The organism is Rhodopseudomonas parapalustris, from assembly GCF_053772255.1.
In genome coordinates this window covers 53,359-66,695 of record NZ_JAMKBZ010000026.1, presented here as the reverse complement: position 1 = coordinate 66,695, position 13,337 = coordinate 53,359, and the positions used below count along the sequence as shown (strand labels likewise).

The following is a 13,337-nucleotide window of genomic DNA, read 5'->3' as shown; positions in this document are numbered from 1 at the left end:
TATGCCGCCACCTTCACCGCAACGGGCGATCGGCTCCGCAACCCGGACCAGCTTCGCCGATCGCCCGTTGCTCGACATACGCCGACCGGCGTAAAAACCGCCGAGACTCTAACTGTAGCTGGATGAAAGTTCAGTGGCAGGTCAAGGTCGGCCTGCTTGCGGCGGATTTGATCGCGTAGCTGCGCAATCTCGGAACGGGTCTGTTCGAGGTCCATGAGGGCTCACCGTGTTGGGTGAAAGAACAAAAGCAGAACATGGTGGAGAGTCAATGCCGCCTGACCGTCACGCCGAAACGCATCGTTTTCTCCCTGCGCGGGGAGGGAGGAAGACAAGCCGGTTGGCTCAGTGCTCGTGTCGCCCTCACCCCAGCCCTCTCCCGCAAGCGGGAGAGGGAGCGCGCTGCGGCTCTTCTCCCTCCCCCTTGCGGGGAGGGGTCGGGGGTGGGGGTGCCACGGGCACGGTGCTCCGTGTCGCCCTCCCCCAGCCCTCTCCCGCAGGCGGGAGAGGGAGTGGGCCGCCCGGCGCTTTCTTCATCCGCCCCTGGAGGGGGAGAGTCGGCGCGCAGCTCGCGAAGCGAGGTGCGGGACGGGGTGGGGTGGGGTGGGGTGGGAAGCGGGCACTGCGTCCCATAACTTCGCCACCCCACCCCCCTCGCTCCGCGAGCGACCCTCCCCCTCCAGCGGAGGGAGGTCTCGCGGCACGCTTAGTCCGGATGGCGTAGCGAAGTCCGGGTTACGATCGCCCAGGCCCCGCAATCATGGATCGCGCTGCTCGCGGCTGTGGAAGACACGCAGCATCAAGATCCGTTCGCCATCGAACGTGTAGCGCAGCACATAGACGGCGTTGAGCACCGGCAGATTCAGCTCGCGATATCCGCCGGAGCCGAGACGCCCGACCTGCGGATAGTCGGCAATCAGCCGCGCCCGCTTGACGATGTCCGACGCAACGCGATTTGCGATGGTGGGATGTTTGTCGTGAAGGAATTCGGCGAAGCGTTCGAGATCGGCGATGGCAGTGTCCGACCAGACGAGCTTCACGGTGGACTTCTATCGGCTTCTGGGAAACGGCTTGTAGTCGGGCGTGCCCCATGTGGCGAGCCAGCGCTCGACATCGTCCTGCGGGTAGGTCGCTTCCTCGCCGGATTTGATGGCGGCCACCTGCCGATCGAGCGCAGCGAGGTCGTCGGGGGAAATTTCGACGGGGGTCTCGGCAAGCGCCGTCAGGCCCGCGACCACTTCGGCGACCGAGATGCCCTGCGCGTCGGCGCGTTCGCGAAGACGGGTTGCGGTGGTCTCGTCGACCTCGATCAGCTGCCGCTTCGATGCCATCGGCGTTGCCTCGGCTTCATCAGGCGTGGAGGGTGGGCACGGCGCAACTGCGCCTTTGCCCACCCTACTCTCGTTAGTTATCCAGGAAGCTCCGCAGCTTCCGGCTGCGCGACGGATGCTTCAGCTTGCGCAGCGCTTTCGCTTCGATCTGGCGGATACGCTCGCGGGTCACCGAGAACTGCTGGCCGACTTCTTCCAGCGTGTGGTCGGTGTTCATGCCGATGCCGAAGCGCATACGCAGCACGCGTTCTTCGCGCGGGGTCAGCGAGGCCAGCACGCGCGTGGTGGTCTCGCGCAGGTTCGACTGGATCGCGGCGTCGATCGGCAGCACCGCGTTCTTGTCCTCGATGAAGTCGCCGAGATGGCTGTCTTCCTCGTCACCCACCGGGGTTTCGAGCGACAGCGGCTCCTTGGCGATCTTCAGGACCTTGCGGACCTTCTCCAGCGGCATGCCGAGCTTCTCGGCGAGCTCTTCCGGGGTCGGCTCGCGGCCGATCTCGTTGAGCATCTGCCGCGAGGTGCGCACGATCTTGTTGATCGTCTCGATCATGTGCACCGGGATGCGGATGGTGCGGGCCTGGTCGGCGATCGATCGCGTGATCGCCTGCCGAATCCACCAGGTGGCGTAGGTCGAGAACTTGTAGCCGCGGCGATACTCGAACTTGTCGACCGCCTTCATCAGACCGATGTTGCCTTCCTGAATGAGATCGAGGAACTGCAGGCCGCGGTTGGTGTACTTCTTGGCGATCGAGATCACGAGGCGAAGGTTGGCCTCGACCATTTCCTTCTTGGCCTGACGGGCTTCGCGCTCGCCCTTCTGCACCGAGTGGACGATCTTGCGGAATTCGCCAATCTCGAGACCGGTGAGCGCCGCCATCGACTGCACTTCCTGGCGCAGGTCCTTGATGCGGTCCTTCTCGTGGTGGACGAAGTTCTTCCAGCCCTTGGCCGAGAGCTTCGACACCCGGTTGAGCCAGCGCGGATCGAGCTCCGAGCCCTGATAGTTGCGCAGGAAGTCGTCGCGGGCGACGCCGTGGCTGTCGGCGAGCCGCATCAGCCGGCTCTCGAACGACACCAGCTTCTTGTTGATGTCGTAGAGCTGCTCGACGAGGCTGTCGATGCGGGCCTGGTTGAGGCGCAGCGACTTCACCTCGACGATGATCTCGTCTTTCAGCTTCTTGTACTTGCGCTCCTGCGACGGCGACAGCTGCTCGTTCTGCAGCTGGTTGGCGATGTCCTGCTCCTGCAGCTTGCGCAGCTTCTTGTAGTTGTCGGCGATCTTGTCGAAGGTCTCGACCACCTTCGGCTTCAGCTCGGCCTCGATCGCGGCGAGCGACATCTGGTTCTCGAACTCGTCGTCGTCGCCGTCGCCTTCCGACGCGCCTTCGCCGCCCTCGCCGGATTCAGCCGGCGCGGCGCCGCGCTGCTGCGCGGGACGGAACGGGGTGGCGGCGGCCGGCGCGGCCGGCGGCGCGACATGCGCGGGCGCAGCGCCCTCGCCTTCGCCCGAGGCTTCCTCGCTGTCGCTCCCGATGTTGTTCTTGCCCTCGGGGCCCGCATAGGTGGCCTCGAGATCGATGATGTCGCGAAGGAAGATCTTTCCTTCGTTGAGCTCGTCGCGCCAGATGATGATCGCCTGAAAGGTCAGCGGGCTTTCGCACAGCCCGGCGATCATCGCCTCACGGCCGGCTTCGATCCTTTTCGCGATGGCGATTTCGCCCTCGCGCGACAGCAGTTCGACCGTGCCCATCTCGCGCAAGTACATCCGCACCGGATCGTCGGTGCGCTCGCCGGGCTCGGACTTCTTGGTCTCGGTGACGGCCTTGGCGGTGACCTCGACCAGATCGTTGTCGAGCTCCTCGTCGGCTTCCTCCTTGGCCTCTTCCTCTTCGGCCTCGGTATCTTCCGCCTCGGACACATTGATGCCCATGTCGGACAGCATCGACATGATGTCTTCGATCTGCTCCGGCGACGTGGTGTCGGAGGGCAGCACTTCATTGAGCTGATCGAAGGTGACGAAGCCGCGCTTCTTCGCCTGCTTGATCATCTTCTTGACGGCCGCGTCCGACAGGTCGAGGAGCGGCGAGGGAGCGTCGACGGTGTCCTTCTCCGGCGCGTCTACCTTGTCGTCCTTGTCCTTGTCTTGCACCTGAACCGTCTTCGCCTTGCTGGCCATCCACTGCTCCTGAACGCGCTCACGGACGAGGCGTCACCGCACCGCCATGAAAACTTGCCTTGCCGGGTGAGACGCGCAAAGGGCGGCGCCAGCCTGCACCACCCCACACGATCCCGCTCGCTGGTCACCCAAATTGGTCGCCCGAAGGCCTTTTAACCGAAATGCCGTTAAGCCCTTACTAACCCTGTTTTTGCAGCCAATTCAGGGGATTTGCGAGTCTTTTCGACTCGCCGACCGCCCCGGACCCGGCGCGGCCGCCTCATACGCTGCGCTGGAACCGGCCGGATGATTCGCCGAATCCTTCGATCAGCGCCTCGGTCCCCTCGACCTGGGCCAGGCGCGCTTTGACGTCGTTCAACCACTGCATGTTCGCTTCGCTGCCGTCTTCACCCAACGCCAGCTCGGCATCTTTCAATTCCCTAAGTAAGGAGTGAGATTGTCGATGCAAGGCAACGAGTTGCTGCCACGTCGAAAGGACGTCCTCGCGCGCCGCCTTGGGACCTGCTCCCCATACCGCGGAGGTCGTAATCGCCCGCTCAACCCGCTGCAATTGCTCGGATAATCCTGCCTTAACCAAATCTGCGCGGAGCTTCTCCGCCTGGCCGGCCGGATCGTCGGTGCGGTGGTGATGCTGGGCGAAGGCGGCGATGATCGCCGCCCGCAGCCGGTGCGCCTCGGGATGGGCGAACTCCAGCGCGGCGATTTCCTCGAGATGATCGTCGAGCAGCCAGGGGTGGTTGAGAAGCGTGATCAGGATCAGCGCCTCGCGGCGTGACATCGCCGAGCGCTGGCCGCGCATGATCGGGCTGGCGATCAGGTCCGGGCTGGCAATTTGGTAGGGCCCGCGGCCGAGCCCCGGCGCCCCTCCGCCCGACACGCCCCGCGACGAGAACCGGCCCCCGCCTTGTGGATAACCGCCGCGCGGGGCGAACTGCCGCCCCGAATCGCCCCCCGCCCGGCCGCGAAAGCCGCCGCCGAATCCACCGCCATAGCCGCCCGGCGGGGCGAACGCCGCCCGCAGCCGCTCAGCCAGATCCTGGCGGTAATAGCGCCGTACCACCTCGTCCTGGATGCCGCTCGACAGCTCGTTGATCCGCGCCTCCAGCGCCGCCCGGCGCTCGGGCGTGGCGAACAGGCCGCCTTCGGTCTCCCGCGCCCACAGCATGTCGGCGAGCGGACGCGCCGCGCCGATCACCTCCTCGACCGCCAGCCGGCCGCCGGCGCGGGCGAGATCGTCGGGGTCCTGGCCTTCGGGCAGCAGCGCGAAGCGCAGGCTCTTGCCGGGCTTCAGATGCGGCAGCGCCAGATCGGCGGCGCGATACGCCGCCTTCTGTCCGGCGCGGTCGCCGTCGAAGCACAGGATCGGCTCGTCGGCCATCTTCCAGAGGTGCTGGAGCTGCATCTCGGTCAGCGCGGTGCCGAGCGGCGCCACGGTCGCGGGAAAGCCGGCGGTGACCAGCGCGATGACGTCGACATAGCCTTCGACCACGATCACCTCACCGCCGTCATGCGCGGCCTTGCGAGCGGTCGGGTGGTTGTAGAGATTGTCGCCCTTGTGAAACAGCGGTGTCTCGGGCGAGTTCAGATACTTCGCCGAGACGTCCTTCTCCAGCGCCCGGCCGCCGAACGCGATCACCCGGCCGCGCAGGTCCAGAATCGGAAACATCACCCGGTCGCGGAATTTGTCGAACGGCACCGGGATATCAGGGCCCGCCGACAACAGGCCGGCCTCGATCATGTCGGCGACCGGCACGCCGTGCTTGCCGAGATGTTCCTTCAGCGCATAACGCTCGTTCGACGCGTAGCCGAGCCGGAACTTGACCTGGGTGCCCGGCAGGATCGCGCGATCGGCCAGATAGCCGCGGGCGCGCGCTCCGGCACGCGAGGCGAGGTTGTCGGCGAAGTAATTCGCCGCCAGCTCTATCACATCGTACAGCGATTTGCGGCGCTGTTCCTGCCGCGCCGAATCCGGCGACTGCACCGGCAGCGCCATGCCGGCCATCGCTGCCAGCCGCTCCACGGCTTCGGGGAAGTCGACGCCCTCGGTCAGCATCACGAAATCGAAGATCGAGCCGTTCTTGCCCGAGGAGAAGTCGAACCACGCCTGCTTCTCGTCATTGACGAAGAACGACGGCGTCTTCTCCTGCTGGAACGGCGACAGCCCCTTCCACTCCCGCCCCGCCTTCTTCAGCTTGACGCGACGGCCGACCACCTCCGACGCCGGCAGCCGGGCTTTGAGGTCGTCGAGGAACTGCGGCGAGAAGCGCATGGGGCTCGGGGGTCAGGGTTTCAGATGTGGCGCGCGGCGATTACACCAACCGACCATGGATATAGGGTGGGTGGGAGGTTCGGCGAAGAGTCGGCCAGTTCTCCCGGTTATCCACAGCAGGTCGGCTGCGAAGAGATGCGGATGTCGAAGAATCGCAAGAGCGAGTCGCGGCGCAGCTCGATGATCAGATTACGCTGGGAAAGACGATGCGGGCTGGTTCAAGGCCGAGCTGTTGCTGCCTGCCCAAGAAGAAGCCGACTCGATCCGCCTCGACGAAGAGGTGCTGGATTTCTTCAGCGCGTCGGCAGCGGTGATCAGCGCAGGATCAACCCGGCGCTGCGCTCCGATATGGAGTGAGTATCAAGATCCAAGCGCGGATAGCGGCGTGCGCATCCAGACAAACGCGCCGGCAGTGGTCTGAGCGAAGAGCCCGCCTGATCGAATGGCCCATTTCGTGCCCAATCAGCACAACACCTACTCTGACGCGAAACAAAGACGTGATACACGCACGTCATCACCTCGCAATATTTCGCATTGCGGCATGAAGAATACCCCTGTAAACCCGCGCCAATTCGCAAGCGGAGCAGGTTTGATCCAGCTCATTGCTGCACCGCAGAAGCGGGACTGAACTGCCGCACCCTGCAAAGCGCAGGGGAGTCGGGGGAGAACGATCAGCCAAGGCTCTAAGGGCTCACCCGCGTCGTTCCCGACCTTTCTGGAATGCCGCGTTCAAACGACAAGGAGCCAGATCATGGCTACGTGTGCCCATTGCAATGCGCAAATGACGTCGCTCGGCGTGGAAGCCGTCGACGGCGTGTACGAAATCCATTCCTGGAAATGCGACGACTGCGGCCATGTCCTCGACATCGCCACCGCCTCGGCCAGCGCCTATGACTTCCCCAGCTTCTGCCTCACCGAGCCCGGCGATCCAGACTGGCTGACGCTGCTGCCGCTAGCCGCCAACGCGCGGATCGAACTGCACCTGACCGGCTAGGACTTCGGCGTCGGGGCGATATCAGCCGGAAAACGCCTCCGGCTGATATCGCCCCGAGACGATCCGCGGCAGCCGCGCCACGTCCCAATTGAAATAGTACACGAACGCGTCGAGTTCGGTGCCGCTGTCCAGCGTCACGCGGGCGATCTCGCGCCGGTACTCGGCGCGCTGATCCGAAGGGCCACAGCCTTCGTAATCGTCGAGCTGCGCCAGCACCTCGTCCGTCCGATGCAGCCGGAATACCTCGCCGTGGACGCGATCGGCCGGGTCGTCGGATGGCACCAGACCGGGATAGTGCCGCACCAGATACAGCCGGCCGGGAGTCGAGGCCGTCCCGAGAAACTCAGCAGTCGACGACAACAGCCGCGCCATCGGATGATCGTAGCCGCGCATCAGCGTGCCGTAGACGAATAGACGATCGGACATTTCAATTTACCTCAGCAATCCAGCCGCCTCCGCGACCTCCCCTCGATTACCACAACCGCGGCAAAACTAGACCATCGATCTAGGCAGGACACCAAGCGCGTGATTGAGGGTGCGCAGCGCTCGTGTTAGCGTCCGCAGCGGTTGAATTAGTTTATACTTGTTACGTGTTCGAGATTTGGCACGACACGTTTCAAAGACACACCGGCTGCGACCAGTCCTTTGCTGCACTGGAGACCGCGATGAAGCCGTCTCAATTCAACGTCTGGACGCAACTCGGCGATGGCGTTCATCTGCTCTACAACACCCGGAGCAACGCGCTTCTGCGGCTATCGGCCGAGCTGAAGCGTAAGGCCGAAAGCCATTTTGCGCGCCCGGATGCGACCGACAGTGACGACCTGGCGCGTCAGCTCGTCACGCTCGGCTTCATGATCGACGACGCTACCGACGAACTGGCGCTGCTGAAGACCGCGGAGCGCACTCAACGGTTCGACGGCCGCCGGCTCGGCCTGACGATCTGCACCACGCTCGCTTGCAATCTGCGTTGCGTCTATTGCTATCAGAAAAAAGACAGCGCGCTGATGAGCCAGGACGTTCAGTCCAAGATCGTCGACTATGTCGAATCACGGACCCCCGGCCTCGCAGCACTGTCCGTAGTGTATTTCGGTGGCGAACCTCTGGTCGGGCTGTCGGTGATCGAATCGCTGGCGCAGAAATTTCAAGGCCTGGCCGCGGCCAGGGGCTTCAATTACTCCGCGGCAGCCATCACCAACGGATACCTTTTAACCGAAGACACCGCGAAGCAGTTGAGCGCCTGTGGCGTCCGCTCGGTCCAAGTCACGCTCGACGGGCCGCAACGCATTCACGATCAGCGCCGCCCGCAGCGCAACGGGAAGGGTAGCTACGATCGCATTCTCGAAAATCTGCAACGAGTCGTGAGCCGGATGGAAGCGGTCTCGCTGCGCGTCAACATCGACAAGGGCAACGCGGATGCGGTGCCCGAGCTCCTGACCGATCTCGACGCAGCCGGGCTGCGCGGCAAGGTCAATGTGTATTTCGGCCTGGTCGACAACGCCACCGAATCGTGCCGCGACTACGGCTGCAATTGCTTCAGCAAGGAGCAATTCGCAAGCGAATTGCCAAAGCTACAATTGACGGCACTCCACCACGGCTTCGTCGTCGACAACTATCCCGGCGGCGGAATGGGCTGCGGCGCGACCTCGGCAAGCGCTTATGTCGTTGCGCCCGACGGGCGGCTGTTCAAATGCTATAACCATACGGGTGTCGATGGTAGCGAGGTCGGGCACATCTCCGGCGAACTCGACCAGATCCGGCTGAGCCGATGGCTCGCCTACGACCCGTTCGACTATCCGAAATGCAAAGCCTGCGACAAGCTTCCGTTGTGCCTCGGCTCGTGCCCTGCGAGCGCGGTCGAGACCGGCGAACCGGAATGTCCCTCCATCGCCTTCGGTTTGCACGACACCTTGAAGATGGAGCTCCTGAATCGCCGATTCAGAGAGATGCAACGTCTGTCCAACGAAGCGAGGACGACATGAGCGCCGACCAGGACAAGAAGATGATCGAAATGCTGCAGCAAATGCAGATCGACATCGAGAAGAGCACCCGAGGATCGCTCGAAAGCAAGGGCATCCAGCTCGATCCGGATATGGAAATCCTGCACTGGGAGGAAGGTAAGCGCAACCTGATCGAAGCAGGTCCATGCGCGAGCCAGGAGAACTGCGACGATCGCTGTAAGCCAAACGTCGTGATCTGCGCGACCCGGCTCGCGTGCGAGGCGTTGCACGTCTGCGGCTATCGATGTCGTAACGTGGCCGACCCTTGCGCCAATCGAATCTGCCACAGCCAACCGGTCGATCCGCGCTGAGCCGAGCGCGGCCTCCCGCACGATGAGCGCAATCCGACGAGGGGTGGACTAGCGGCAAAACCGCCGGTGACGGCATGGGTGATTTGAGCACGACAAACGACCACCCGCTGATCACCGCGGCGCCGTTTTTTGCGTTCAGCGTCACGCACGAATTCTCCGCCCCCGTCGACCTTCGGCACGACGACGATACCAAGCAAGATCCCGATCTTCGCCGGATGGAGACGGCGTCGACGGCGGACTTGCACGACGTGATTGGAGGGGTCGTCGATCGCACCACGACCGCGAGGTACGGCGAGATGCTGTTGCGGTCGATTCGCACTGCGATTTCCGACAAGTGCCTGCGCGATCGTTTCGATCGGCTGTTCCGTCATCAGAACGCCTGGCTGCACGATAGCATCGCCTGGGCGCTCAGCCGCGATCGGACACTGCGAAAGGCGATCGCGCAGGAAGCGCTGATCCCGCTGCGGCCCCCGAACCACGCGGCCTTTGCCGGCGCCTCCCACCCGGCTGGATTGTGGGCACCGCTCAAGCTCGGCTATCTGCTCTATCAGGAGCGCAAATGCGGCGGCGCCCCGGAGCGCTATGCCGCACAGGCCGAGGCCATCAGCCCGGCCTGCAGCCGCAGCGCCGAGCGGCTGAGCCGCCTTCTGGAGGAGGCCGAACGATGGTACGCCGAGGTGCTCGCCTTCGTCGTACACGAACCGTGGATCGCCGGCGATCACGGCCGCGGCGCGACCCTGGCCGAGGCGCTTTCCGAGATATTTCCGGCCGCGACGGAGATGCCCCCATTTCAATTGGTGGTCGACGCGTGCGGCGCGCCGGATGCTTATGTCGCCGAGGGCTATGCAGCGGTGCTCGTCGATGCCGCTGTGCGGGGCGACAATGACGCCGGCCGCGCTTGGCTCGGCGCCGCTTCGGCCGTGCAAAAGCAGCAGATCCTCACCGGGCTCGACCTGCGGCTGCGCGGCTTGACTGACAGGATCGAGCCAGGGCTGAGACTCCAAGATTGGCGCGAAATGTTCCGGTCAGGCGTGGTTCACGCCAGCAATTCGATCCGCTTCGACATCGGCAATTCCATCGCCAGCCTGCCGGAAATCGCCCTGCACGAGATGTCGCATCTCGCTTACGCCCAGATGCGACCGCCGGTTCGAACGATGGTCGACGACCGCGGCACGCGGTTGCTGACCCGGCGGATCGACCGCAGTCTCGACGAAGGCCTCGCCGAGCTGTTGTCCGGTGCGGCACTGCGTCGCCTCGCGGGACGCTATCCGCTGGTCACAGCCTATCGACGGCTCCGTTTCGCGCTGCTGCGGGGCCGCCGCAATGACCCCCATATTGGCGGGTTTGCGGTGTTGAAGCGCTACTGCGCTGACCGGCGAATCCCCGATGCGGCTGAATTGCTGAGACGCGTCAACGCCGCGGATCACGACCTGATCCGGTTGCTCGATACCCCGGGCGAACACCCTTCGCCGGCGGGCACCATCGAGGGCCCGATCGCGGCGGTTCCGGAAGTGCAAATCGCGATCGGCGCCGCGCCAGAGCTGACCTCGCTCGGTTTTCGGCGGCATTGGTGCACGCTGGCGATCCGCCGGAACCACTGAGCATCTTCCGACAGCACAACCGGTCGGCCGTTGGAATGGCCGCTGGCGACTCCAATTTTGTACAGTGTCCGACCATTCGTCTCGACGGCGCGCGGGCGAATCCGCTACCGATTCGTCGGGGCTTGGACGACAAAGGTCGATAGGCAGGTCAGGTGATGGACGGCGTGCGCGATAGTTTCCTCAGCCTCGATGCCGGAGAGCCTCCGGTGATCGAGCGCAATCCAAACGGAGAGTCCCCGTTCCTGCTGGTGTGCGACCATTACGGCCGCAGGATTCCGGCACAGCTCGGTGATCTCGGCCTGCCCGAAGCCGAACTGTCGCGGCACATCGCCTGGGACGTCGGTATCGCCGGCGTCGCCGAACGGGTATCCGATGCGCTCGGCGCGCATCTGATCGCACAGCGCTATTCACGGCTGGTGATCGACTGCAACCGCCCCCCGAGCGCCGAAAGCTCGATTCCGCTGGTCAGCGAGGCGACCACCATCCCCGGCAATGACGGACTCACCGTCGAGCACGCCGCCGAGCGGCGGCGGCTGATCTTCGATCCGTATCATCAACGGATCGAGGCGGCGATCGAGGACCGGCAATTGTCCGGGCGGCCGACCGTGCTGCTGGCGCTGCATTCGTTCACGCCCGTGTATCACGGCATGGCGCGGCCCTGGCACATCGGCACGCTGTATCAGGACTGCACCGTGCTGCCGCCGCTTCTGCTCGCCGAGCTGCGGCGTGAGCCCGAGCTGGTGGTCGGCGACAACCAGCCCTACGCGGTCTCCGACGGCACCGACTACACCATCCCGGTGCACGGCACCGCGCGCGGCCTGATCACCTCGGGCCTCGAAATCCGCCAGGATCAGATCGCCGACGAGGCCGGCCAGGGCGAATGGGCCGGACGTCTGACCCGGGTGCTGAGCACGATCACCGAAACGTTGCGGCAACAGCAGACGCTGCGATAACAGCCGGACCGCAAACCTCCGCGTCATGCCGAGCCGCAGGCAACGCAATCCAGCGAGGCCGAGCACTCGGTCTCTGGATTGCTCCCTTGGCTTAGCGTCATCGCCGTGACGGAAAGGGCTCCTCTCACTTCGCGCGGCTGAGCGCCAGCCAGAGGCCGCCGCCGATCATGAATCCGCCCGAGATCCGCGACAGCAGCCGGGTGCGGTGCGCCGCGAACATCGTGCGGGCGCGGCCGGCCAGCAGCGCGTAGATCGCATCCGTCATCGCCGCGACCACCATGAAGGTGATGCCGAGCAGCGCCACCTGCGGCACCGTCTCGCGCTGCATGTCGACAAACTGCGGAATGAACGCGCCGAAGAACACCATCACTTTCGGATTCGCCAGTAGCACGAAGAAACCCTGCAGGAAGAACCCGCCGCGCGGCGGGGGCGGCGGCTGATCGGTCGACAGGCCCTCGATCGGCCGGCGGATCAGGCCGATGCCGAGCCAGACCAGATAGGCGGCGCCGAGAAACCGCACCCAGTCGAACCAATAGCCCATCGTCGCCATCAGCGTGGTCAACCCCGCGGCCACCAGCCCGATCACCAGGCCGAGCCCGAGCTGCGCGCCAGCGATGTTGAGCAGCGCCGCGCGCGTGCCGTGTCGCAGGCCGTTGGCGATCACCAGTGTCACTACCGGCCCGGGGAGCAATGCCAGCACGAGGCAGGCGCCGACATAGGTCAGGTACGTTTCAAGGGACATCACATTCCAAACCAGACAGAGATTCCGGAGCCACCCTAGCAGTCCGGTTCCGGCGCGGCGACCGGCGAAAAGCCGCGCTGCTCGGCGCGCTTGACACGCAACCTTTTGGTTGCCTATTATCGCCGCCATGGATGAGGTCTTCAAAGCGCTGGCAGATGGTTCGCGGCGCGCCCTTTTGGACCGGCTCCACGCCCGCAACGGGCAGACGCTGAGCGATCTCTGCGACGGTCTGGCAATGACGCGACAGGCCGTGACCAAGCATCTTGCGATTCTCGAAGCGGCCAATCTGGTCGCCACGGTCAAACACGGTCGCGAGAAGCTCCACTACCTGAACCCGATGCCGATCCATGAAATCGGCGAACGCTGGATCAGGAAATTCGAGCGCGGCCGGCTCGCCGCCCTCAGCGACCTGAAACGCAAACTGGAGACGCGCGATGAGTAAGCCGGAATTCGCCTACGTCACCTATATTCGCACCACGCCGGAGAAGCTGTGGCACGCCTTGACCGATGCAGACTTCACCAGCCGCTACTGGATGGACTGTACGCTGCGCTCGGATTGGACCGTGGGATCTGCGATGACGATGGAGCGCGACGGCGAGATCAAGAACCGCTGCACCATCGTCGAGTCAGATCCGCCGCGGCGGCTGGCGTATGATTGGGTCTCGGTGTGGGATCCAGCAATGCGGCAGGAGAAGCCGTCGCGTGTCACCTACGTGATCGAACCGCAGGGCGAGCTGGTCAAACTCACGGTCACGCACGAGAACTTTGCCGAACGCAGCGCGACGCTGCCGAGCATCAGCTTCGGCTGGCCAATGGTGCTGGCGAGCCTGAAGAGCATTCTGGAGACCGGCCATCCGCTGCCGTTTGCTCCTCCGTCGCACGCGGCGGCGGAAGTCGCTCATGTGTAAGCCGCAACCGGCTCACATTGCCTGCGGTAGAGCTTGTCCGGAAACAGCTTAGGTTGCT

The 13,337-nt window shown here is 64.4% G+C and carries 15 protein-coding genes; 8 read left to right on the top strand and 7 right to left on the bottom strand.

Features of this window, described 5'->3' with window-relative positions; translation table 11 throughout:
- The 5 genes from M9H71_RS19690 to dnaG form a co-directional block, all read right to left on the bottom strand.
- A partial coding sequence (locus M9H71_RS19690; protein WP_455406613.1) for a hypothetical protein occupies positions 1–215 on the bottom strand: 215 nt, incomplete at its 3' end.
- 540 nt (positions 216–755) lie between these two features.
- The gene (locus M9H71_RS19685; RefSeq protein ID WP_455406612.1) at positions 756–1,037 is read right to left on the bottom strand and encodes a type II toxin-antitoxin system RelE/ParE family toxin; all 282 of its coding nucleotides are present in this window, start codon (positions 1,035–1,037) and stop codon (positions 756–758) included.
- A 9-nt stretch (positions 1,038–1,046) separates the two neighbouring features.
- Positions 1,047–1,328 carry a hypothetical protein gene (locus M9H71_RS19680; RefSeq protein ID WP_455406611.1) on the bottom strand — a complete coding sequence of 94 codons (282 nt, stop codon included), beginning with the start codon at positions 1,326–1,328 and terminating at the stop codon, positions 1,047–1,049.
- A 73-nt stretch (positions 1,329–1,401) separates the two neighbouring features.
- Positions 1,402–3,504, bottom strand: a complete 2,103-nt coding sequence (gene rpoD, locus M9H71_RS19675; protein WP_164608000.1) for an RNA polymerase sigma factor RpoD — start codon at positions 3,502–3,504, stop codon at positions 1,402–1,404.
- Positions 3,505–3,763: 259 nt separating this feature from the next.
- Entirely contained in the window at positions 3,764–5,773 is a 2,010-nt protein-coding gene (gene dnaG, locus M9H71_RS19670; protein ID WP_455406610.1) for a DNA primase, read from the bottom strand.
- A gap of 232 nt (positions 5,774–6,005) precedes the next feature.
- Between dnaG and M9H71_RS19665 the strand changes: the two genes are divergently transcribed.
- Together M9H71_RS19665 and M9H71_RS19660 are read left to right on the top strand one after the other, a co-directional pair.
- Positions 6,006–6,194, top strand: coding sequence for a hypothetical protein (locus tag M9H71_RS19665; RefSeq protein WP_455406609.1), 189 nt, complete (start codon positions 6,006–6,008; stop codon positions 6,192–6,194).
- 330 nt (positions 6,195–6,524) lie between these two features.
- Positions 6,525–6,767 carry a hypothetical protein gene (locus M9H71_RS19660; RefSeq protein WP_455406608.1) on the top strand — a complete coding sequence of 81 codons (243 nt, stop codon included), beginning with the start codon at positions 6,525–6,527 and terminating at the stop codon, positions 6,765–6,767.
- 21 nt (positions 6,768–6,788) lie between these two features.
- Here the strand turns inward: M9H71_RS19660 and M9H71_RS19655 are convergent, their stop codons facing one another.
- A complete protein-coding gene (locus M9H71_RS19655; RefSeq protein WP_455406607.1) occupies positions 6,789–7,193 on the bottom strand; it encodes a gamma-glutamylcyclotransferase family protein in 405 nt (134 codons plus the stop codon).
- A 425-nt stretch (positions 7,194–7,618) separates the two neighbouring features.
- Here M9H71_RS19655 and M9H71_RS19650 point away from each other — a divergent pair, with 425 nt between their 5' ends.
- The 4 genes from M9H71_RS19650 to M9H71_RS19635 all read left to right on the top strand — a co-directional run bounded on the left by M9H71_RS19650 (position 7,619) and on the right by M9H71_RS19635 (position 11,629).
- Entirely contained in the window at positions 7,619–8,746 is a 1,128-nt protein-coding gene (locus tag M9H71_RS19650) for a radical SAM protein (RefSeq protein WP_455406606.1), read from the top strand.
- Positions 8,747–8,766: 20 nt separating this feature from the next.
- The gene (locus M9H71_RS19645; protein WP_455406605.1) at positions 8,767–9,075 is read left to right on the top strand and encodes a hypothetical protein; all 309 of its coding nucleotides are present in this window, start codon (positions 8,767–8,769) and stop codon (positions 9,073–9,075) included.
- Between the two features lie 74 nt (positions 9,076–9,149).
- The gene (locus M9H71_RS19640; protein ID WP_455406604.1) at positions 9,150–10,676 is read left to right on the top strand and encodes a hypothetical protein; all 1,527 of its coding nucleotides are present in this window, start codon (positions 9,150–9,152) and stop codon (positions 10,674–10,676) included.
- 155 nt (positions 10,677–10,831) lie between these two features.
- Entirely contained in the window at positions 10,832–11,629 is a 798-nt protein-coding gene (locus tag M9H71_RS19635) for an N-formylglutamate amidohydrolase (RefSeq protein ID WP_455406603.1), read from the top strand.
- A gap of 124 nt (positions 11,630–11,753) precedes the next feature.
- On the opposite strand, the gene M9H71_RS19630 is transcribed toward M9H71_RS19635, so the two are convergent.
- A complete protein-coding gene (locus M9H71_RS19630; protein WP_455406602.1) occupies positions 11,754–12,371 on the bottom strand; it encodes a LysE family translocator in 618 nt (205 codons plus the stop codon).
- A 127-nt stretch (positions 12,372–12,498) separates the two neighbouring features.
- On the opposite strand from M9H71_RS19630, the gene M9H71_RS19625 reads away from it, so the two are divergent.
- Together M9H71_RS19625 and M9H71_RS19620 are read left to right on the top strand one after the other, a co-directional pair.
- Entirely contained in the window at positions 12,499–12,813 is a 315-nt protein-coding gene (locus M9H71_RS19625; RefSeq protein WP_011156846.1) for an ArsR/SmtB family transcription factor, read from the top strand.
- Positions 12,806–13,279 carry an SRPBCC family protein gene (locus M9H71_RS19620; RefSeq protein ID WP_455406601.1) on the top strand — a complete coding sequence of 158 codons (474 nt, stop codon included), beginning with the start codon at positions 12,806–12,808 and terminating at the stop codon, positions 13,277–13,279. Before M9H71_RS19625 ends, M9H71_RS19620 begins: the two co-directional genes overlap by 8 nt.
- Positions 13,280–13,337: the final 58 nt, after the last annotated feature.